Origin of the sequence: Pseudomonas caspiana (genome assembly GCF_002158995.1) — a bacterium.
Classification (GTDB): domain Bacteria; phylum Pseudomonadota; class Gammaproteobacteria; order Pseudomonadales; family Pseudomonadaceae; genus Aquipseudomonas; species Aquipseudomonas caspiana.
The window spans coordinates 42,074-62,318 of record NZ_LOHF01000026.1; the positions used below are offsets into that span (position 1 = coordinate 42,074).

Annotated in this window: 17 protein-coding genes, 1 tRNA gene and 1 pseudogene; 9 read left to right on the forward strand and 10 right to left on the reverse strand. The window is 55.6% G+C overall.

Annotation, left to right across the window (positions count from 1 at the left end):
- Window positions 1–69: 69 nt before the first annotated feature.
- The 5 genes from AUC60_RS23375 to AUC60_RS23395 all read right to left on the reverse strand — a co-directional run bounded on the left by AUC60_RS23375 (window position 70) and on the right by AUC60_RS23395 (window position 7,792).
- Window positions 70–1,503, reverse strand: a complete 1,434-nt coding sequence (locus tag AUC60_RS23375) for an NAD-dependent succinate-semialdehyde dehydrogenase (RefSeq protein ID WP_087273328.1) — start codon at window positions 1,501–1,503, stop codon at window positions 70–72.
- A gap of 129 nt (window positions 1,504–1,632) precedes the next feature.
- Window positions 1,633–2,517: a DMT family transporter gene (locus AUC60_RS23380; protein ID WP_087273329.1), complete on the reverse strand. Its 885-nt coding sequence runs from the start codon at window positions 2,515–2,517 to the stop codon at window positions 1,633–1,635.
- 171 nt (window positions 2,518–2,688) lie between these two features.
- Window positions 2,689–3,198: a cupin domain-containing protein gene (locus tag AUC60_RS23385; RefSeq protein ID WP_087273331.1), complete on the reverse strand. Its 510-nt coding sequence runs from the start codon at window positions 3,196–3,198 to the stop codon at window positions 2,689–2,691.
- An 86-nt stretch (window positions 3,199–3,284) separates the two neighbouring features.
- Complete coding sequence (locus tag AUC60_RS23390; RefSeq protein WP_087273333.1) at window positions 3,285–5,525, reverse strand: ATP-binding protein; 2,241 nt, start codon at window positions 5,523–5,525, stop codon at window positions 3,285–3,287.
- Between the two features lie 641 nt (window positions 5,526–6,166).
- Window positions 6,167–7,792, reverse strand: coding sequence for an NADP-dependent glyceraldehyde-3-phosphate dehydrogenase (locus tag AUC60_RS23395; RefSeq protein ID WP_087273407.1), 1,626 nt, complete (start codon window positions 7,790–7,792; stop codon window positions 6,167–6,169).
- A gap of 159 nt (window positions 7,793–7,951) precedes the next feature.
- Here AUC60_RS23395 and AUC60_RS23400 point away from each other — a divergent pair.
- The 3 genes from AUC60_RS23400 (at window position 7,952) to AUC60_RS23410 (ending at window position 9,151) form a co-directional block, all read left to right on the forward strand.
- Window positions 7,952–8,027 (forward strand) — tRNA-Asn (locus AUC60_RS23400).
- A gap of 189 nt (window positions 8,028–8,216) precedes the next feature.
- Complete coding sequence (locus tag AUC60_RS23405) at window positions 8,217–8,777, forward strand: TIGR03745 family integrating conjugative element membrane protein (RefSeq protein WP_087273335.1); 561 nt, start codon at window positions 8,217–8,219, stop codon at window positions 8,775–8,777.
- A 17-nt stretch (window positions 8,778–8,794) separates the two neighbouring features.
- The gene (locus tag AUC60_RS23410) at window positions 8,795–9,151 is read left to right on the forward strand and encodes a TIGR03750 family conjugal transfer protein (protein ID WP_087273336.1); all 357 of its coding nucleotides are present in this window, start codon (window positions 8,795–8,797) and stop codon (window positions 9,149–9,151) included.
- 166 nt (window positions 9,152–9,317) lie between these two features.
- On the opposite strand, the gene AUC60_RS23415 is transcribed toward AUC60_RS23410, so the two are convergent.
- Entirely contained in the window at window positions 9,318–11,396 is a 2,079-nt protein-coding gene (locus tag AUC60_RS23415) for a calcium-binding protein (protein WP_087273337.1), read from the reverse strand.
- Window positions 11,397–11,884: 488 nt separating this feature from the next.
- On the opposite strand from AUC60_RS23415, the gene ehuB reads away from it, so the two are divergent.
- From ehuB to AUC60_RS23435, 4 genes are all read left to right on the forward strand, one after another.
- Window positions 11,885–12,757 (forward strand): ectoine/hydroxyectoine ABC transporter substrate-binding protein EhuB, encoded by an 873-nt coding sequence (gene ehuB / locus AUC60_RS23420; RefSeq protein ID WP_087273339.1) that lies wholly within the window; start codon window positions 11,885–11,887, stop codon window positions 12,755–12,757.
- A 153-nt stretch (window positions 12,758–12,910) separates the two neighbouring features.
- On the forward strand, window positions 12,911–13,591 hold the full coding sequence (gene ehuC, locus AUC60_RS23425; protein ID WP_087273342.1) for an ectoine/hydroxyectoine ABC transporter permease subunit EhuC: 681 nt from the start codon (window positions 12,911–12,913) through the stop codon (window positions 13,589–13,591).
- Entirely contained in the window at window positions 13,588–14,238 is a 651-nt protein-coding gene (gene ehuD, locus AUC60_RS23430; protein WP_087273344.1) for an ectoine/hydroxyectoine ABC transporter permease subunit EhuD, read from the forward strand. Before ehuC ends, ehuD begins: the two co-directional genes overlap by 4 nt.
- Entirely contained in the window at window positions 14,231–15,022 is a 792-nt protein-coding gene (locus tag AUC60_RS23435) for an amino acid ABC transporter ATP-binding protein (RefSeq protein WP_087273346.1), read from the forward strand. Before ehuD ends, AUC60_RS23435 begins: the two co-directional genes overlap by 8 nt.
- 103 nt (window positions 15,023–15,125) lie before the next feature.
- On the opposite strand, the gene AUC60_RS23440 is transcribed toward AUC60_RS23435, so the two are convergent.
- Both AUC60_RS23440 and AUC60_RS23445 read right to left on the reverse strand, forming a co-directional pair.
- Window positions 15,126–15,638 carry a bleomycin resistance protein gene (locus AUC60_RS23440; RefSeq protein WP_202973083.1) on the reverse strand — a complete coding sequence of 171 codons (513 nt, stop codon included), beginning with the start codon at window positions 15,636–15,638 and terminating at the stop codon, window positions 15,126–15,128.
- 66 nt (window positions 15,639–15,704) lie between these two features.
- Entirely contained in the window at window positions 15,705–16,130 is a 426-nt protein-coding gene (locus AUC60_RS23445; protein WP_087273348.1) for a LexA family protein, read from the reverse strand.
- Between the two features lie 91 nt (window positions 16,131–16,221).
- On the opposite strand from AUC60_RS23445, the pseudogene AUC60_RS28215 reads away from it, so the two are divergent.
- Window positions 16,222–16,426, forward strand: a pseudogene (locus AUC60_RS28215) (hypothetical protein); the annotation flags it as partial.
- A 193-nt stretch (window positions 16,427–16,619) separates the two neighbouring features.
- Here the strand turns inward: AUC60_RS28215 and AUC60_RS23450 are convergent.
- Window positions 16,620–17,738: an NADH:flavin oxidoreductase gene (locus AUC60_RS23450; protein ID WP_087273350.1), complete on the reverse strand. Its 1,119-nt coding sequence runs from the start codon at window positions 17,736–17,738 to the stop codon at window positions 16,620–16,622.
- Between the two features lie 102 nt (window positions 17,739–17,840).
- Here AUC60_RS23450 and AUC60_RS23455 point away from each other — a divergent pair, with 102 nt between their 5' ends.
- Entirely contained in the window at window positions 17,841–18,224 is a 384-nt protein-coding gene (locus AUC60_RS23455) for a winged helix-turn-helix transcriptional regulator (RefSeq protein ID WP_087273352.1), read from the forward strand.
- Window positions 18,225–18,254: 30 nt separating this feature from the next.
- Here AUC60_RS23455 and AUC60_RS23460 read toward each other — a convergent pair whose 3' ends face one another.
- Window positions 18,255–20,174 (reverse strand): Tat pathway signal sequence domain protein, encoded by a 1,920-nt coding sequence (locus tag AUC60_RS23460; RefSeq protein WP_087273409.1) that lies wholly within the window; start codon window positions 20,172–20,174, stop codon window positions 18,255–18,257.
- Between the last annotated feature and the right edge of the window lie 71 nt (window positions 20,175–20,245).

Sequence of the window (20,245 nt, forward strand, 5' to 3'; positions counted from 1 at the left end):
ACATCCCAAATAAAAAGGCCGCCAACTATTGAATAAGTTGGCGGCCTTTTTGTTGCGGGTGCTAAGTGATTAGAGGTTGAACTGAGTGACCAGCTTGGTATTCAGGTAGGCCTCGATCGCCTCGGTGCCACCTTCGGAACCATAACCGGAATCCTTGATGCCGCCGAACGGCACCTCCGGCAAACCGATGCCCTGATGGTTGATTGAAAGCATACCCGCTTCAATGTAAGTACTCAGCGCATGAGCCGTCTTCATCGATGTGGTGAAGGCATAAGAAGCCAGACCGAATGGCACTCGATTGGACTCGGCTATCGCCTCTTCCACTGTGTCGAATGGCACCAGCAACGCGACGGGGCCAAAAGGCTCCTCGTTCATGATGCGCATTTCACGGGTCAAACCGCTGAGCACAGTGGGCTCGAAGAAATAGCCCGGGCCGTCGATAGCTCGACCGCCTGCGTTCAGCGTCGCACCGGCGGTAGTGGCATCGCTCACCAACGCGGCCAGTGCCGGAATGCGTCGGTCGTTAGCGACCGGCCCCATGGTCACGGTGGAGTCCAGACCGTTACCAACCTTGATTTCGCGGGTCAGACCGACGAACTTCTCCAGAAACGCATCGAACACGCCGCGCTGCACCAGAATACGGGTCGGCGATACACAAACCTGACCGGCATTGCGGTACTTGGCGGCTGTCAGCACACGTGCAGCAAGATCGATGTCTGCATCGTCAAAAACCAGCGCAGGGGCGTGCCCACCTAACTCCATGGTTGCACGCTTCATGTGCTGCCCGGCCAACGCCGCCAACTGCTTGCCAACCGGAGTGGATCCGGTGAAGGTCACTTTGCGGATGACAGGGTGTGGGATCAGGTACGAGGAAATTTCTGCCGGGTCACCGTACACCAGACCAATGACACCAGCCGGGACGCCCGCGTCGGCGAATGCGCGAATCAGCTCTGCAGGCGATGCAGGCGTTTCTTCAGGCGCTTTGATGATGATCGAGCAACCTGCTGCCAGGGCCGATGAAAGCTTGCGCACAATCTGGTTGATCGGGAAGTTCCAAGGCGTGAACGCCGCAACCGGACCGACCGGTTCCTTGACGACTTTCTGCTCTACATTGGCGCCGCGAGAGGGGACGATACGACCATAACTACGACGGCCTTCTTCAGCCAGCCACTCGATGACATCAGCACCTGACAACACTTCAGCTCGAGCTTCAGCCAGTGGCTTGCCCTGCTCCTGAGTCAAGATCCGGGCTATCAGATCAGCACGCTCGCGTAACAACTGCGCGGCTTTCTGCATCGTCTTGTAGCGATCGTAAGCCGAAGTCTTGCGCCACACATCAAAGCCACGCTCGGCTGCGGTCAGCGCTTCATCGAGATCAGAAATACTGGCATGCGCAACAGTACCCAGTTGCTGGCCGGTAGCAGGATCGATAACGGGCTGGGTGCGACCATCTTGGCCTGCACGCCATTGACCGTCGATGAACAGCTGTACATCAGGATACATAGCGATTCTCCAGTTGCATTCGCAGGGATAAAAATGTGCTCTTTTTCAAAAGCGCTACGAGTTCAATGGGGGCACGATGTTTTATATCAAGGCATTGCAACCAATCGATCTCGATAAACCCGGAATCCATCAAGCCTTGGTTCGTTGCTGCCAGGCGGCCGCCAGCCCGCTCAAGCAGATCACGGCAATACCTAACTGCGCCGTCAATGAAGGCGCGTGGCCAAATACGAGATAGCCTAACAGGCCTGCAAACACGATTTGGCAGTAACTGAACGGCGCCAGCATGGCAGGTGCTGCAAAGCGAAAGGCCTGAGTCAACAGCAAGTGAGCGACCATCCCGCACGCCCCCAATGCCAGCATGAATGGCAAATGCTTGAGTTCCGGAACTGTCCAGAAAAAGGGCAATAGCGCCGTCATCACCAGGGTGTTGAATAGACCTGCGAAGAAGTTGCTGGTAGTCGGGCTGTCATGCGCGCTGACCATTCGAGTGAGCAGCTGGTAAGACGCAAATAACGTCGCAGACCCCAGTGGCAGCAAGCTGGCAGGAGTAAACAGCTCGCCACCGGGATGCACGATGATCAGCACACCCGCAAATCCCACCAACACTGCCGCCCATTGTTTTCGCGTGACGTGCTCCCCAAGCAGCGGTACCGACAAAGCAGTGATCAGCAGTGGCGCAAGAAAGTTGACGGCGGTTGCCTCAGCCAGCGGGATATACATCAACCCTGTCGTAAACAATAAGCTGGTGCCCAGTAAGCAGAGCGCCCTCATTATCTGCAGCTTCAGGCGTTTGGTGCGCAGTACCCGCAACCCGGCTGACGGCATGAAGATCCCGGCCATCAACAGTGTATGCACCACGTAACGTATCCAGACCACCATGAAGACCGGGTAAAAACCGGACAGATACTTGGAAATGGTGTCGTGACTTGAAAACAGGAACGTCGCCAGGACAATGAGGGCGATACCCTTGAGTGGCTGATTGACGCCGGAGAGTGGCGTGCTGACGGTACTCATCTGGTTTCCTTGGCATGGCAGAAAACAGGTGCCTGTTCAGATAGCGAATGACTGCGCATCCGATGTCCCTGAATAGCGGATACGAGGAAGAATATAGAAGCAGCCCCGGTTATCCAAACAATGCCGGGGTTAATTACGAAATTAACTGACTGGCCAGTCCGAACGGGACACTCAAGTCCAGATTCGCATTAGCGCTCCGCTTGCCCCGGTGAGTGGGTCGGCCACTGGCAAAGGGACCTCTGCAATCCGCAGTTTGGCAGCTTTCAATTCAACATGATCAGCGCGCTGAATATCGTACTGGCTCTGGTTGGAGGGATAGGCGCCCACTACCAGAAAGTCATCGCTTTGCTCCACGCAGCAGTGACCGGTACCCGCCGGGAGTACCAGCACATCGCCGGATGCCACCGTGATTTCCTGCCCCATCTCGCCCCCCAGTTTGACGCGCGCAGCGCCGCTGGCTACGCCAAGCACTTCATGGGCAGTAGAGTGGTAATGGTGAAAATCAAAAATTACATCGCGCCAAACAGCTGGCCAGTGATTGCCGGTGAAAAGTCGCTCGAACCCGGCTGCCGTATCAGCGTTTTCGAACGAGACATCCCGGTACACCAGAACAGGCAACCGACTGTTGGGAATTTCTCGGTCCTCATCGAAAAACAACTGTTCAGGTGCACGTGAAATCATGATGGCGACTCCTAACCTTTGGGCTCATCACCCATGTCGACTCCTGCTGATCACCCACATTGTCGGCATCAGACAAGTGGACACGCTTAATGCGTAAGCAACGGCACAGTAAAGGTGAATTCGCTGCCCCGCCCTAACTCGCTGCTCACCCAAAGATCACCGCCATGGGCCTTGATGATGCCCATCGAAATGTAAAGCCCCAAGCCAGTACCACTGGGGTTGCCTTGCCGAATTCGCCAGTAACGCTCGAAGACATGGGGGATGTGCGTCGGGGCGATGCCCGCTCCCGTATCAGTCACACTGAACCTGGCATAGCCGCCATCTTTTACAGCCTTGACCGTAACACTGCCTTCCTTTGGGGTGAACTTGATGGCGTTGCCAACCAGATTGGACAGCACCTGGAACAAACGCTCCGGGTCGGCCGAAATGTGCAACTCGGGTTCAGAGACAAAGCTCACCTCGACAAATTTATTAAGCGCCAAGGGCGCGAGAAGAGAGTAACTCTCCTCAAAAATCTGGCTGACATCCATCGGTTGCGCCGTGATGGAATAGCGACCGGCCTCGATCTTCGACGTATCCAGCAAATCCTCCAACAGGTTCGTCATCCGCGTCGTTGCACGTTGCATCGTGTCGATTGCTGAATTGACACGTTTGGATGAGGGGCCGCTATCAGCCCCTATCAACCGCTGCATCATGCCGCACTGCATGACAATAACCGTCATTGGGCTACGCAGGTCATGGGAGACAACCGCCACCAGATCATCCCGCGCGCGAACTGCTTCCTGCTCGCGCAACACCTGCCGGGCAAGATCGGTTTCCAGCGCTGAGCGCCGCAAATCGGCTGCAGCAAACAGGTCACCGCTGCTCCAGCGATGCGCCTTGCCATCAACCTGTTCCTTCCAGATTTCAAAGGACTTGCGCGGCTCGAGCCGGCTACCGGCCCCGGTGTCCGAAAGCTCCATGGGCTTGCTGGGGTCACCACTCCAGTTGACACTTTCTTTGGCCTCAGGACGAAACCACAGCACAGCATTGTCCACCGGCTTGGGCAGAGTAAAACTCAGCAACCCGCTGGCAACGTCCTGATATTCGCGAGCCCCAGGAAAGACCTCACTCAGACTGGACGACTCATAAATACCCGCAGGTTGCTGCTTAACCCAGCCATAAAGAGCCTGTATTTGTTCATCGTTCGGGCAGTTACCCCACGTGTGCAAGCGCTCTTCTACCAGCAACGCGACTCCCGATGCGTCAGTCAGCGTCATCAGACACTCAGGACGTTGCGCCAACGCCTCCAATACATCCTGATCTGTTGCGCGTCGCATCGTATCTGCAAGCTCAGTAAGCAACGCCTCTTTTTTCTTGCGCTGATGGACAACCTCGGCCTCCTCCAGCGCGCTGATCTGCATCGACAGCACCTGGCCGATGGTCTGGCAAGACGCCCGTAATCCATGCGGCACCAGCAGGGGCTGACGATTACCACAACTGATCAGGCCCCAAAGGCGATCGCCCTTGAGTAACGAGATACTCATGGAAGACAGCACGCCCATGTTCTTCATGTATTGGCAATGAATCGGCGAGACGCTACGCAGCAGCGAATGCGTCATGTCCAGCGGCATTAAGGTGTCCGGGCGCAGTAACGGAACCAGCGGTACCGGCATATAGCGGGCGTCGGGGATGATCCGTAGCCAGTTGAGGCGGTATAGCTCTCGTGCCTGACTCGGGATATCGGAAGCTGGAAAAAATAGCCCGTTATAAATGTCCATTCCCGGGCTGGAAGCTTCGGCAATTACTTGACCGTGCCCCTCTTCCTCAAACCGATAAATCAACACTCGGTCATAGCCCGTCAATGCCTGAATTTCACGGACACTTATCTCGTAGAGTTCTGCAAGAGACTTCGCGCCCTGCAAGCGGCGCAAGGTCCGAGCCAGGCCGCGATCCAGTTGCTGCACGCTGGCCGAAGGCAGTTCGCCGGGATTTTCGATCTCCAGCATCAGCAATCCATCGTGGCGATGCACTGCGCAGTCCAACAGAGCACCGCCATAACTCAACGAGAAGGGGTTGATCTCATCCAGCGAGCTGGCGTTCGAAGCGCTGCGAATATGCTGAGCCTCAGCCGTACCCAATACAGTTTCCAGATCCTTACCCGCCAGCTCTGATGCGGGACGGCCAAAAAGCGCTTCAGCATTGGCGCTGAGCTGCTGCACGATCCAGGTTGACTCGTTGACCACCACCAGCACGCCATGAGGCTGAATAGCCCCCGGAATCTGGATGGGTTCATGATCGCAGTTGGCGAGCAACTGATCAAAGACATCCCCGTCATCAATAATCATCGCAAGAGCTCCTCACCCTCTGACCAGCGCTGAACACAAATAAAAGTAGCAAAAACAGCTCGACTGGCACGCCTGCTAATGCGGATATTTCTGGAGATAAGCGAATCACGCTAATGCCATGCGGTCAGTAATCAGCTCCGATAAGCAGTGCCTGCTACTTATTGGATCCAACCTTTTGCACCTGATGAATTGTTCTTTCGAGCGCGCGCGATTGCTGCAACACCGCTGATACACATGAAAATAAACGGCATTTATTGAACGTGAAAGATGTACCCGTAAATCTTCGCGACCGTAACAAGCGTTGCTCAGCGCATTGTTTTGGCAGAGCCGAAAGATGCGCGAAATACCCACAACTGAGGGCATTGCCTGCCATTTGAAGAGGTTGTCGTCAAACAAATTTCAACGCCCGCAACCATGGCACATCAACGAGCCCAACGCACCGTTATATTCCTACAAGTGCCGGATCAGCACGTCGCCTAATCAAAACGCCGGACACTTTACAGCATCGAGTGAATCAGCGAATCACTCGACCAAATCTTTTTCGCATAACGACTTAAGTGAGGACTGATTAACCACTAACAACCCTTGCGTCAGGCTGCGATGCATCGGCATAGTCAGCCTGACAAATCATTGCAGGACCGTCAGAAAATATAATCAGTCGTCAGGAAGCTGGATTCCCGATTACGAATGATATCGCTGATCAGCGCTTTGTTAGCGTCCTGAAACTTGGTTGCGACCAGCGTACGGATTGAGAAAACCCGAAGTGCGTCGTGAACCGACAGAGTTCCTTCGGCCGAATTCTTGCGACCGTTGAAAGGGAATTGATCCGGTCCACGCTGACACTGCGCATTGATATTAATGCGCCCCACCTGATTGGCAAACGCATCGACCAGCCGTCCGACCTGCCCCGAGTCGTTGCCGAAGATGCTCAGTTGTTGGCCGAAGTCAGAATCCAGTACGTAATCGATCACCGACTCCAGATCACGGTAAGCCACAACAGGCACCACCGGACCGAACTGCTCCTCGTGGTAAACCCGCATTGCCGAGGTCACCGGATACAACACCGCCGGATAGAAAAACGTTTCGTTGACCTCACCCCCTCCCTCATTGACGACGCGCGCACCTTTGCTTACGGCGTCGTCAACCAACCCCTTCAGGTAATCGGTCTTGCCCGGCTCGGGCAGTGGAGTCAGTGAAACCCCAGGCTCCCAAGGCATACCCGCTTTCAACTGGGAAAGCTTTTGCTGGAACTTATCCAGAAAGCTATCGACCACACTTTCATGCACAAAAAGGATCTTGAGCGCTGTGCAGCGCTGGCCATTGAAAGATAGCGAGCCCGTTACCGACTCACTGACCGCATTATCCAGATCAACATCCGGCAACACGATGCCTGGATTCTTCGCATCCAGACCCAAAGCAGCGCGCAGGCGATGTGGTTTAGGGTGCAGCTTCTTGAGATCACTGGCCGCCTTATTGGTCCCGATAAACGCAAACACATCCACCTTGCCACTGGCCATCAAGGCACTGACCGTCTCCCGACCACTGCCATAGATGACATTGATGACGCCCGCAGGGAAACTGTCCCGGAACGCTTCCAGCAATGGCCGAATCAGCAACACGCCAAACTTGGCAGGCTTGAACACCACGGTATTACCCATGATCAGAGCCGGAATGAGCGTGGTGAAGGTTTCGTTCAGCGGGTAATTGTAGGGGCCCATGCACAGAGTCACGCCTAGTGGAACCCGGCGAATCTGGCCAAGCGTATCCTGCTCCAGTTCGAAGCGACTTGAACGGCGATCCAGCTCCTTGAGCGCATTGATGGTGTCGACAATGTAGTCGCAGGTGCGATCAAACTCTTTCTCGGAATCTTTGAGGTTCTTGCCGATTTCCCACATCAGCAGCTTGACCACTGCATCGCGCTGCTCGCGCATACGCTTCAGAAATGCCTCGACATGCTGAATACGCTCAACGACGCGCATCGTCGGCCAGGCGCCCTGCCCTCGGTCATAAGCCTGAACTGCCGCTTCCAGCGCTGTCATTGCGGTCGCTGAATCCATTAAAGGCGTGCTGCCCAGAATCACCGACTGGATGCCGTCAGCAGCCTTGAGGCACACCGGACTACGCACCGGCGCCAACGGCCCCTGCCACAGCTGCAATGTACCGTTGACCAGATACTCGCGCTGTTCGATGGCCTTGTCCGGACGATACTGCTCGGGAATTTGCTCAAGGGCGGGAAATAATGTTTCAAGACGATTGCTGGCAGTCACTTCTTTCACCTCTCTGGAGATCAGTCACAAGGAGCATGCCAGCTACACTACGCCAAAGTCCCCCGCATTTGGAAACCAGAGCCGCCAACCTGCTGAATAGTAAAAATATTTTCGGTCCACGCTTGACTAATTCAATTGAAACAGTAACATAGCGCTCATTCCGCGATAGCTCAGTTGGTAGAGCAAGTGACTGTTAATCACTGGGTCCCTGGTTCGAGTCCAGGTCGTGGAGCCACATTCAAGAAGCTGTAGATTCAAGGGTTTCAGCAGGTAGTGTAGGATTTTTTACCGCGATCACTGACTTTGTCACTGAAACGCTGAAAACCTCCAAAAACCACCCAAACCCTCTACCGCTTACCTCTAGATACACTTCAGTTTGTGAGTCAAAGCGCTGTCTCTAATCATTAGACTAGAGGCAAGCATAATGACAATCGCACCGGTCCTTTCGACCAAAGGCGGCCCTGGCAAGACCACGGTATTCGCCAATCCAGGCGCTTTCTGCGCCGACGCTGGCATCCGCACCCTCCCCATAGATCTCGACACACAACCTTCGCTGTCCTCGTTTTATCGCCTTGAGCATGAAGCGCCCGGCGGCACCTACCAGCTGATTTCCCAAAACAACACCCGCGCCGATCAGGTCATTTCACGGACCTGCACCCCCAATCTGTCACTGATCCTCTCCAACGATCCTCCCAACCAGAGCTCGGCAACATGCTGCTTTATGCGGCTGAAAGCGCCGAGCAGAGGCGAAGGAATGAACGTCATCCAGACGATGCAGAACTATGCCTTCGACGGCACAGCTCTGATCGGGCTGGTAATTTCCGCTGCAGCATTTTGCGGTGTTGCTTACCACGCATATGGCACGTTTGCGGAAGTGCAAAGTGTTAAGAGGACTTGGAGCCAGTTCGGGCTTACCTGCACTGTTGGTGCCCTGCTCCTGATGCTCACCATCAGGCTGCTGACCAAAGCTGCCGACATTCTCTAACGCTTGGCGGTTTGGTGATGAGCACTCCGCCTGAGCAGTTGCCGGACGGCACGCTGCGCTTTCTCCCCAATAGGCTCAACCGGCAACCGGTGATCGTGCCGGGGATGACTGCCGATGAGCTTTGGTTGTCTGTCGGCTTGTCGGCATTGGTGGGCCTGGTAATCGGCATCGTGCTGGCGATCGTAACCGAGAGCATAGCCATGACACCGACGACGATAGTCGCTGCAGTTGCGTCAGGGATTTTCTTTGTAGGTAAACTCCTGCGCAGGCTCAAACGAGGTAAACCTCAGACCTGGCTGTATCGCGAGATGCGTTGGCAGATCAGCACCCGGTGGCCGGTATTTCTCGAACGGCATCTTTGGTGTCGTGGATAGTTATGCCAAGGCGGCAGAGATCGACGTGCGGGTTTGGGCGTACATGGCGTGCCCGCCATGGCAGCTACGAATGCCCTGCTGCATTAAGCGGACAGCATTGTTCCGGTTGATGACGCACCGGGCCCTGTTACATGTAGGCATGCAACAGGGCCTTTGGTGCGGATTGTTACGATATATCTGCTAGATGGGGCGTAGCGCTGACCACGCCCACTAAAGTCACTTCTGTCTCTGCTGCAAAAATCATATCGTTTTCGCGCAGGTCCTGGCTCCAGTCGCCGGCAAGGCCAATCTCGAAGCGATGGCCCATGGCATCAGCTTCCACATCCTTAAGATAGGTGCGGTCCAGGTCCTTGTTGTAGGCCACCTTAAGTGTCGTGCCGGTACCGTCACCGAAGCCTGTGTAGCCCAACGCCGAGACGTCGATCTTGTCGTTGTTGTCGGCAAACCGGATGATCAGGTCGACAACGCTTTGGCTGTCGGTACGGTAGCTATCGGTGGTCGCGGTGTAGCGAAACACGTCAGCGTCATTGCCGTTAAGGCCATAGGTCTTGTTCGCGTCGTCGCCACCGGTTAACTGGTCAGCGCCTGCGCCGCCAATGATGATATCGGACCCTCTGCCGCCATCAATACGATCGTTGCCATCCAGGCCGTAGATGACTTCCGACATGGCCGTACCGGTGATGACATCCCGGCCTGCTGTGCCTTCGACAGTGGGGGCCGCGAACACCAGATTAGTGTTGTTCAACTGCCCTGCCAGGTTGCCGTCGAACGCGAGTTCAAAGCGCTGTCCGTTGGAATCGGCATCGAAGCTTTTCAGGTAGGTGCGGGTACCTTCGGCGTTAGTCTGGATGGCCAGCGTACCGTTGTGGCCATCGCCAATGCCAGTGAAGCCCAGCGAAATCAGCTCTACAAAGTCTTGTGAGGCATCGAAGTCGAGAATCCGGTCACTGCCGGTTTCAGTCGCGGTGCGGTAGCTGTCGCTGATCTCGGTGAAGCGAAAGATATCTGCGCCCGCGCCTCCTGTGAGCACATCGCGGCCAGCGCCGCCTTGCAACACATCGTCACCGCCCAGACCACGGATGATCTCGGCGGTGTCATTGCCCAGCAGAATATTGGCGTCGCTGGAGCCATCCACATGGAATTTACCGTCCTGGCTGCCGAAGGTAGTGTCCAGGCTGCCATCGGCATTCAGGCGGGTGATTACGTCTCCAGCGATGAGGATTTTGCCATCGGGCTGGACGATGACCGAATGAGCGTAGTTCGAAGCGCCCAGTGGAACGTTGATCGTGAGCTTGCCGTCGTCGCTGAACGTGGTGTCGAAAGAACCATCCGCATTGAGCCGCAATACGTTAAAAGCGGTATTGTCATTACTTTCACCGGCCACGATGATCTTGCCATCGGTTTGCACGGTTATCGCAGAGCGATAGTCCAGACCCAACGCAGTGTCGAAGTACACCACACCGTCCTCGCCAAACCGAGTATCCAGGTCACCATTGGCTGCGAGTCGCTGAATGGCGTAAACCGGGTCGCCAGGGTCGTGGGGGCCTTGGCTGCCCACATATAACCAGCTGCCCAGCAATACGCTGCCGTCGGACTGAACGACGGTCGCGATATTGCCCGTGCCGTAGTACCCGGTCGGATTGAGGATAAGGGCGCCATTATCACCGAAGTCCTCGGCCGGGTTACCGCTGCTGTCCAGCTTGAACACTATTGCCTGCGACGTGCCGCGAAGGCTCACATACACCGACCCATCTGGCGTGGCATAAATGGCCATCCCGTCGGTTCCAAAGGGGATGTCCAGGCCCGCGGCACCGTTATTGCCAAAATTGGTATCCGGGGTGCCGTCCACATTGAAGCGCTCTACTTTCAAACCGCCCAGCCCCGGCTGCGCCGACAGCACTTTGCCGTCAGCCTGCACCGCCATCACGTAGTAAGCGTCATCCTCCGGGTCCAGGTTGGCGGGCACGAGGGCGATCCCGTCCGCGCTAAAGCTGGTGTCCAGGCTGCCATCCGTATTGAGCCGCACCGCCGTATAACTGCCTCGTGTGCCGTAGCTTTCATCGCCCGGCGAACCTGGATAGCCAATGGCGGTCTGGAAGCTTTCACCTCCGACCAGAATTTTGCCGTCGGGCTGGAGGATGATGCTCCAGTTTGAATCGGCTCCTGTGGAAGGGTCGACCTGCACAGTACCCGGACCAGTTCGCACGGTGTAATTGATACTAGCCTTGCTGTCGGTTGAAGCCATGACATTATCCTTTATACATGGAATCCAAATGGGGGAAGGGTTCGGTGCGAACCCTTTGAGTCCGACCATAGGAGGATGTATGAATTCGAAAGGTTTAACTTCTGTCGAAGGCACACCAAGCTAACTCCTTGCTGGCGAGACTTGCTATCGATGGGTTGAGTCGTCGCTATACCCCACCACGCTGACTCGGCTGGTCAGTTCTATTTCATCGTGCGAGTGGAGCACCTGACGGTTCAACAGCCGGGCACAAAGCTTCGTATAGATGTAGCTAGCAATTTTTTGCCTAAGCTAATGCATAAAAGATATTTAGAAGTCGACTCTTAGAACCATATGCTTGGTCTCTATCGCCTAATCAGCGTAAGCCTTGATGCGGCCTTCTCAAGAAGCCATAAAAGCCCAAGCGTCTAGATGTCGACGGCTCTTCGCATGCCGTGCAAGCAAGGCGCGAGCGCCCACCCCGCACTTCATTTTTTACTCGAGCATCCTTGATGAAAACCCTGAACCCCCTGTCGTTCTCAGCTTTATTTGGATCCGCAGTGTTGTTGAGCGCGGTCTGCTCTTTCTCCGCCATGGCAGGATTACTCGAAAAAGGCCGCGCGGGTGGTCTGACTGCGGGCATCGCCAACGAGCAACCCTATGCCTATATAGGTACAGACGGTAAAGCCACCGGTGCCAACGTTGAGGTGCTGAAAGCCATTCTCGCACCGCTGGGCATAAGCAAGATTGAAACCCCTATTACCGACTTTGGCTCATTGGTCCCCGGGCTCGCCGCCGGCCGCTTCGATTTGATCGGTGCAGGGCTGTTCATCAACCCTGCTCGTTGCAAAGTGATCGGCTATTCCAATCCGGTTACCCGCTCCGGCGGTGCGTTCATTGTCAAAGCTGGTAACCCGCTGAAGCTGCATAGCCTCAAGGACGTTGCAGCGAATGGCAAAGCCCGTCTGGCTACCCAGCCTGGCAGCAACCAGGTGCAGGAAGCCAAGGATAGCGGGATCGCCACCAGCAATGTCGTGCTGTTCGACAAGGACACTGAAGCTCTGGCCGCGCTGCAAGCCGATCGCGTCGATGTGGTGTATTTCCCGGATGCAGAAATTATCAGCCTGCTGAAAAAGGCCAATAGCCCGGCCATTGAGCGGGCGCTGCCTTTCGAGCAGATCCCTGATGCCGAAGGCAAGCCGACCTGGAATTTCCACGCCTATGGACTGCCAAAAAACGATCCTGAATTCACTCTTGCCTTCAACGAGCAACTGGCCAAATTGCGCGCGTCAGGCGAGCTGTTCAAGATCCTGCAGAAATACGGCTACACCGAGAACGAACTGCCGGAACCGACAGTGACCGCAGAGCAACGCTGCAGCCTTTGAAGCGCGATTATCACCCAAGGCGAGTGGCTGACCAGCCTCGCACCGTTGCATGCCAGCACTCTTTGAACATCACACGCTGATCGTTTTCGCCACCGCTGGTGGCGGCATTGAAATCTGAGCGGCAAACGGCCTCAGCCCATACGAGTACAGGCCATGTTTTTCGATCCTTCTGTTGTCGACACCGCAGGTTTCATTGCGCGTCAGCTGGCTTCTGGCGCGCTATTGACCCTGAAAATCACCCTGCTCGCCCAAGCAGTGGTCATCGTGATGTCGTTCGTCATCGCCTTGATGCGCCTGTCGCCCTGGCGCGCACTGCGCTGGGTCGCCACAGTCTATGTGGAGATCCTGCGTGGTATTTCGGCGCTGGTACTGCTGTTTTATCTGTATTTCATACTGCCGTTGTTCGGCATCAGCCTGTCGCCGATGACCACCGGAGTACTCGGCCTGGGCCTGACCTTTTCGGCCTATGGGTCAGAAATCGTGCGTTCGGCACTGGCCAATGTCAGTCATGGCCAGCGCGATGCACTGCGAGCGCTGGACTTTGACCGAATAACAGCTTTTCGCCGGATCATCCTGCCCCAGGCACTGCCCTTCATGTTGCCACCGATGGGCAACCAACTGGTGGAGCTGCTGAAAACCACCTCACTGGTATCACTCATCAGCTTGAGCGACCTGACCTTCTCCGGTGCGCAGTTGATCACTACTCTAGGCCAGCAAACGCTCATCTGGTGCATTGTGCTGGTGTGTTATTTCCTCATGGCCTGGCCTTTGAGCTGGCTGGTGCGGCGTTATGAGCGCCACGTCACGGCCTGGCGCCAGGAGACGTCATCATGAACTTTGATTATTCGTTCGCCTGGTCAATCCTGCCCGAGCTGTTCCTCGGATTGCTGGTGACTCTGCAAGTAGTCGTGCTGGGTTTTCTGTTGGCTGTGTTGGTGGGGCTGGTATTGGCAGTTGCCCAGCGTTCGAAACGCACATGGCTGTTTCGGCTAAGCAGCGGTTACTTGAGCTTCTTTCGCCACACCCCTCTGATGGTCCAGCTTTATGTGCTGTTTTTTGCTTTCCCACTGGCGGGCATTACCCTGCCGGCGATTTCTACCGGCGTGATCGGGCTGGGCCTTTATTACGGAGCCTACATTGCTGAAGCCTACCGTGGCGCCATTGAAGGTGTTCCCGAAGGGCAATGGGAAGCGGCACGAGCCTTGGACTTCGACACGGCCACGACCTGGCAACGAATCATCCTTCCTCAGGCGCTCAGGCCCATGTTGCCAATCCTCGGTAATTACCTGATCGGTATGTTCAAGGAAACCCCGCTGCTGGCAGTGATCACGATTCCCGAGCTGTTCCAGGCGGCCAAGCAGATCGCCGGCATGACTTACCGCTATAACGAGCCTTACACGGTGATGGCACTGATGTTTTTGGCGATCAGCGTACCAACTTCCCTACTCTTCAAACTTCTCGAAAGGCGCAGTCATGTCTGATCTCGCAAACAGCCTTGCAGGTGCCACACCACAGATAATTCTGAAACAGGTGGTCAAAGATTTTGGCAGCACGCGGGTCATCGATCACCTTGACCTGAGCATTCCCCAAGGCCAGAAAGTCGCCTTGATCGGCCCCAGCGGTTCGGGGAAGTCCACTATCTTGCGGTTGATCAAAGGACTGGAAACCTACCAGCAAGGCAGCATAGAGGTTGCCGGCTCACCGGTGCCGAACAAGCACTCAGGCTGGCGCTGGCCGGGATCAAAAAAACCACCGGTGGTGCATCGGGTAGGCATGGTGTTTCAGCAGTTCAACCTGTTTCCGCACCTTACTGTGCAGGAAAACGTCACGGAGGCGCCATTCCGGGTATTGAAGCTCAGCCGCGAAGAAGCCGACGAACGTGCCACTGAATACCTTGGCCTGGTGGGCTTGAGCCATAAAGCGGCTGCCTACCCAGGTCAACTGTCCGGCGGCCAGCAACAACGTGTCGCTATCGCACGGGCGCTGGCCATGCGTCCGCAGGTGATGCTATTCGATGAGGTGACGTCAGCACTGGATCCGGAACTGGTTGGCGAAGTACTGGCCGTCATTCGCTCCATCGCCCACGAGCAACAGATGACAATGTTGCTGGTAACCCACGAAATGAAGTTCGCTCAGGATATCGCCGACCGAGTGCTGTTCATGGAGGCCGGGAAAATCGTCGCTGACGGCAGCGCCAGGCAAATACTGATTAATCCAGACAACGAAAGAACACGACGCTTTTTGAATCTGGTAGAACAGCGTTGAAACAGGGTTGCGCCCTTGCTGACAGTGCCCACCTTCAAATGCTGAGACAATCCAATGCATCTATAAGTCGTGCGGCATGGAACCTGGCCAATCCCGAATAATGCTACCCGGGATCAGGGGTATCACGGATTACGTTTGTCTGTTTGCCTGTTAATGGTATTTCCTGGTCCAATCCCTCGTAAGACTCATCTTCGACTGGAACAGGTCTAGTCCCTAGCCGCTGATAAAATCGCAGCAGGTATCCGTCAGGATCGGCCACTACAAATTGACGATTCCCGCTTTCCTCGGCACCCACGCGGTACCAGCGGTCTTCAATAGGGAGGAAGATTTCTACCTCGTGCTGCGAGAGCGAGTGAAGAAGCGGCCCGACGTCAGGCACCCTAATCTGCACATTCAGCCCCTTCCCAAACGGGTAATGATCGGCTTGATGTCCTTGATCGAATGTTCTTCCCGTTCCGATCTGGTCGATCATTAATTCGGCATCACCCAACTTCAGATAGCAGAATCCCTCCTCGGGACGCTCATACACACACGTGAAACCGAGGATGTCGCAGTAAAAACGCTTTGAACCACGCCAATCAGAAACAGAAAATTCCGGAGCAAGGGCATTGCCCATCACTGAACCCTCTCGTATTTATGGACTGAGTCGGCATATTGGATTTAGAGCGATATTTGAGGATCATCATCCGCGCATCACATCATGATCGCGCACGCTGTACTTCACGACTCCCCAGATCACCAGCTCGTCGCATTCCATCACGTGACGTGGCGGGTACTTGCTGTTTTCGGAGGTGAGCATGCACGTATTCTCACGCATGTGGAGTCGCTTGCAGACTGGCTCGGAATTAAGCGCGGCGATGACTATGTCGCCGTGCTCTGCGTAAAGACTGCGGTCGACGATTACCAGATCGCCAGAATAGATCCCCGCGCCTTGCATGCTATCGCTCTCGACTTTCACCAGGTAGACGTGCGGCTCGCGGACATCGAACAGTTCGCCGAGTGAGAGATGCTCTGCAGCCGGTGACGGGAAGCCCGCAGAGATCTGGGAGGAATAAAGCGGGAGCTTCTCGCCCCCCTCTGATATCGGGCCAAGGATTGTAATACTCATGATAATGACCTTGCGACGAATGACTGTATGAATATACAGTTAACAGTCTTGGCCGCGCGCGGTCAATCTTATATGCAGGAAATTTCGACGGGTGACGCCATGTGAGCGTTACTCGATCTACGCACCGACGGTGCCATTACCTCAGGGAGCTAGCGCCACAGTAGTTCGTGATCAATGGATACGACCCATCGGCGATTGATCGGTAAAACGTCGCGCCCACCCCCAGGGTCGAAATCATGCGACCGTTGGAAGGCGGACTCAGCGTCGACAAGGCGAGTTTTCGGTGGTCGCCATTCTGAGCGAAAGGAAAGCGACCTGGCCCGATCAATGCGAGGGCAGGAATAAAATTCATGGTTTTTGCAGTCGTTGAAAAAGCGCAAGTTGCGATCAGCAACCGATTACGACTCAAGCGCGCAGACAGAGACTCGCCCTCTCATTCCTTCAGGCTAAATGCTGGGCAGCATCACACTGCCACCCAGGCGCAAAGGCTCAGACCAATTCGGCTAAAGATGCCGGATTGAAACCCTTCAGATCTGCGTAATCGCCTTTTTCCACTTTGGCGACCCAATCCTTGTCACTCAGCAGAACACGGCCTACAGCGATCAGATCAAACTCCTCACGCTCCATGCGCTCGACGAGACGTTCCAGACTCGCAGGAGCTGAACCCTCACCGGCGAAAGCATGAGTCACATCATTATCCAGCCCAACCGAGCCGACGCTAATGGTTGTGGCTCCAGTCACCTTCTTGGCCCAGCCCGCGCAGTTCAGCCCGTTCACGCCGTCGATCTCTGGAAACTCGGGGTCCCAGAAGCGTCGCTGCGAGCAATGCAGAACATCAACACCCGCCTCAACCAAAGGTAACAACCACTGCTCCATCAAAGCCGGGGTCTCGGCAAGGCGCACTCCAAAGTCCTGCTGCTTCCACTGGCTAACGCGCATGATGATGGGGAACTCGGCCCCGACTGCATGACGAACTGCAGCCACGATCTCAGCGGCGAAGCGCGATCGCTCTTTGATTGTCAGTCCGCCGTAACGATCAGTGCGCTGGTTGGTACCGGCCCAGAAAAACTGATCGATCAGATAGCCATGAGCCCCATGAATCTCGACCGTGTCGAAACCCAGGCGCTTGGCGTCCGCCGCGGCGCTGGCGAACGCAGCCACTGCGTCTGCAATATCCTCCTCGCTCATGGCCACACCGCGCGGGTTGTTTGGCGAATCAAGGCCGGATGGGCTTTCAACAGGCGCATCAGGCTCCCAGCCGCTCACATCACGCACTGCACCGGTGTGCCACAGTTGCGGCCCCATACGGCCACCCGCGCTGTGAACAGAATCGATCACCTTCTTCCAGCCTGCCAGCGCTGCTTCACCGTGGAAAAAAGGAATGCCGGGGCCGTTACGTGAAGCAGGACGATCGATGACAGTGCCTTCTGACAGGATCAAACCGGCCCGCCCTTCGGCACGCCGCCGATAATAGGCGGCGCTCCCTTCACCAGGAATGCCTTCGGGCGAAAATTGCCTGGTCATTGGCGCCATTACAATCCGGTTTTTCAGTTGAAGCGACCGGAGGGAAAAAGGACGAAATAAAATGCTGGTATCAGGATTTGCCATTGGAAGGACTCCATTTGCTTTCGGAGTTCATATAAGTATATTTTGTAAACTAAATGTCAATTAGGCACCTAGAGTAGCCTAGGTATACGCGAGGAAACTTCGATGCTGGAATTAAAGCCGCAATGTTTTTCATCGGACTGTCCCAGCCGGGCGCTGTTTGACCAGATCGCAGATAAGTGGTCGATGATGGTTCTGGCAGTGCTTGATGACGGGCCGCATCGCTTTAACGCCATCAGACGCCGCCTTGAGGGCGTCACTCAGAAGGCATTGACACAGTGCCTAAGGCGACTGGAACGAAATGGTCTGGTCTCGCGCCAGGTCATCTCGTTCTCGCCCGTGGCAGTCCAGTATGAGATCACCCAACTTGGTCAGACACTACAGCAGCCATTTCGCGAATTGCATAAATGGACGCTGGATAAATTGCCCGAGGTTGAAGCTTCCCGGTTGAAGTTCGACGAGGCGGCTCAGGTCAGCCTGTCAGAATGAATGGCTGACATCGGCATGCGGCCTTGTTTGCTATTCCACTATTACTCGCACTCTTGCCAGATTTCCGACTCGCGCAAACTCCGCCGTGGCGCTGCCCTCACGCTGCGCGGTAGCGCGGAGCACGGGATAGTAGGTGCCAGGTTCCGAGTAAATGAGTGTCTTATGTACCGCAAGCGTTTGTGACGGCTGGTGAGGAAGTGGAGCGTCCAGAAAATCGTCGTTGCCTGTCTGGCTCCATTCTGTTTTCACAATTTTGCCCGCAGATGCCGGGACGGTAATGTCACCCAGCAGCGTGACCGGCTCTCCGACTTTGGCAAGGATTCTCTCACCGCTCCTGGACGTGAGCTTCACAACAGGCTGGATACCCTGCCTTGCTGACGCGTCTGCGGGTAATGAGACCTGGCCGTTATCGAGCGCATACCGAGTGGAGCGAGGCGGCGCTATACCATTTTCCACCCAGGTACTTACGTCCCTGACGGCCTGTTCGAGGATGCCGTTGTAATCGATGAGCCTTACAAACTGATTGTCAGCCGCGCCCGAGGCGACCACGCTGCCATCCAGATGGTCTGCATTGTCGTTTAACCAGATGCGCACCTTCGCGTTGTACTGATCACCCTCTCCTGCCTTCAATCGCTGGCCATACCATTGCGCGTCCCAAGGGTAGGCATCGACATCCAGTGCGTTGGCTATGATTATCATCTTGCTGTTTATTTTGCCGGTGAAGCTACCGCCTCCGCTGACTCCCGCGCTGATTATCGGGCCTACTTCTTGAGGGCGTTGCGGGTAGCGCGGTGAGCCGTTTGCGTCACGGAATTGGTCCCACACAGAAAATCCACCAGACGCCGGAACCTGATGCCGATGGTAGGAGGTCAACGCAATTGCCCAGCGATTATCGATACGAACCCGGGTTCCATTTCTCAGCGCGTTGAGCATATCGGCTTGATTTTGCGGGGACAGCGTAATGACTCCGTGCTCGGCATCCAGCGACCCAAGCAATTGTCGATTGCCCCCTTCCGCCCCTTCGAGGGTAAAGTCCAACCAAGCGCTGTTTTTGACGTGCGACAGCCCGGCCACATGCAAGCGTAATGGCTTACCCGCAGAGTCACGATCTATCCTTTGAACCGACACGACGCGATCAATTTTCGCCCTTCGCACCAGATTGCCGAGAGTGGATTGCTCGGTACCGAGGTAACCAGGTTTATTCCAGAAGTCATCTGCGTAACCGGGATCAATACCCTTGACCGAACTGGCAAACCCCAGTAACCCCTGCGGGTCGTTGAGGCCCAGGATGTATGCGTAATTATCCCAACCGCGCAGGGGTACCCCCATTGCCGTGACCTCCGCAAGAACCGAGGCCTGCGTGGCGTCAAGTGGCGCGAAAGGATCGCCGCTACCTCCCGGTCGCATAGCGTCGGCAATGCGTGACGCCTGGTCTTCGAGTACAAGACGTGCGAAAGCACGAACAAAAAAGTTGGTGGGGATGGATGTTGGAACGCCAATGACGAATGGGACTGCCCCCTCCCATACTCCCGACGAGTTCTCAGCCGCAGCGATGGTTAGATAAGACCCGCCGCTGCCACCATAGATATAGCCGTGGATCTGAGAAGCTGACACTCCATAATATTCCCCGGCGACCCTCTTCGAGAACTTCGCAGCCGCAGCGTTGGCTCGATAGCCAGAGGGCGAAACAGTGTCCACGGTATAAGCACCGCTGTCGGCACCAAATTCGATTACCCGATCGGGAACACTACCGTCTCCCAAGGGATAAACCTTGTGGAAGAAACGCCCCTTCCATTGGGCTTTCGGCGGGAAGAAAAAGCTGAACTTTACATCGGTACCTTCGAAGTGCCCGGAAACGCGATGCATCAGAACAGGACTTTTCAAATCTTCTCGGCTATCAATTACCGGCCGGTCGAACTGCGGATCAATGCAGTCTTGAGTGATGAACATTATCCCGCCCGTTGGTGTTTCACACGACGGGGGCTGGGGTGCGGCCGAAGCTATTGCCGATAGCCCAAGCG

What these genes read in the sequence shown, in the direction of transcription:
- AUC60_RS23375 (WP_087273328.1), bottom strand. Translation starts at nt 1,503, where the DNA reads ATGTATCCTGATGTACAGCTGTTCATCGACGGTCAATGGCGTGCAGGC.
- AUC60_RS23380 (WP_087273329.1), bottom strand. Translation starts at nt 2,517, where the DNA reads ATGAGTACCGTCAGCACGCCACTCTCCGGCGTCAATCAGCCACTCAAG.
- AUC60_RS23385 (WP_087273331.1), bottom strand. Translation starts at nt 3,198, where the DNA reads ATGATTTCACGTGCACCTGAACAGTTGTTTTTCGATGAGGACCGAGAA.
- AUC60_RS23390 (WP_087273333.1), bottom strand. Translation starts at nt 5,525, where the DNA reads ATGATTATTGATGACGGGGATGTCTTTGATCAGTTGCTCGCCAACTGC.
- AUC60_RS23405 (WP_087273335.1), top strand. Translation starts at nt 8,217, where the DNA reads ATGACAATCGCACCGGTCCTTTCGACCAAAGGCGGCCCTGGCAAGACC.
- AUC60_RS23410 (WP_087273336.1), top strand. Translation starts at nt 8,795, where the DNA reads ATGAGCACTCCGCCTGAGCAGTTGCCGGACGGCACGCTGCGCTTTCTC.
- AUC60_RS23415 (WP_087273337.1), bottom strand. Translation starts at nt 11,396, where the DNA reads ATGGCTTCAACCGACAGCAAGGCTAGTATCAATTACACCGTGCGAACT.
- ehuB (WP_087273339.1), top strand. Translation starts at nt 11,885, where the DNA reads ATGAAAACCCTGAACCCCCTGTCGTTCTCAGCTTTATTTGGATCCGCA.
- ehuC (WP_087273342.1), top strand. Translation starts at nt 12,911, where the DNA reads ATGTTTTTCGATCCTTCTGTTGTCGACACCGCAGGTTTCATTGCGCGT.
- ehuD (WP_087273344.1), top strand. Translation starts at nt 13,588, where the DNA reads ATGAACTTTGATTATTCGTTCGCCTGGTCAATCCTGCCCGAGCTGTTC.
- AUC60_RS23435 (WP_087273346.1), top strand. Translation starts at nt 14,231, where the DNA reads ATGTCTGATCTCGCAAACAGCCTTGCAGGTGCCACACCACAGATAATT.
- AUC60_RS23440 (WP_202973083.1), bottom strand. Translation starts at nt 15,638, where the DNA reads ATGGGCAATGCCCTTGCTCCGGAATTTTCTGTTTCTGATTGGCGTGGT.
- AUC60_RS23445 (WP_087273348.1), bottom strand. Translation starts at nt 16,130, where the DNA reads ATGAGTATTACAATCCTTGGCCCGATATCAGAGGGGGGCGAGAAGCTC.
- AUC60_RS23450 (WP_087273350.1), bottom strand. Translation starts at nt 17,738, where the DNA reads ATGGCAAATCCTGATACCAGCATTTTATTTCGTCCTTTTTCCCTCCGG.
- AUC60_RS23455 (WP_087273352.1), top strand. Translation starts at nt 17,841, where the DNA reads ATGCTGGAATTAAAGCCGCAATGTTTTTCATCGGACTGTCCCAGCCGG.
- AUC60_RS23460 (WP_087273409.1), bottom strand. Translation starts at nt 20,174, where the DNA reads ATGTTCATCACTCAAGACTGCATTGATCCGCAGTTCGACCGGCCGGTA.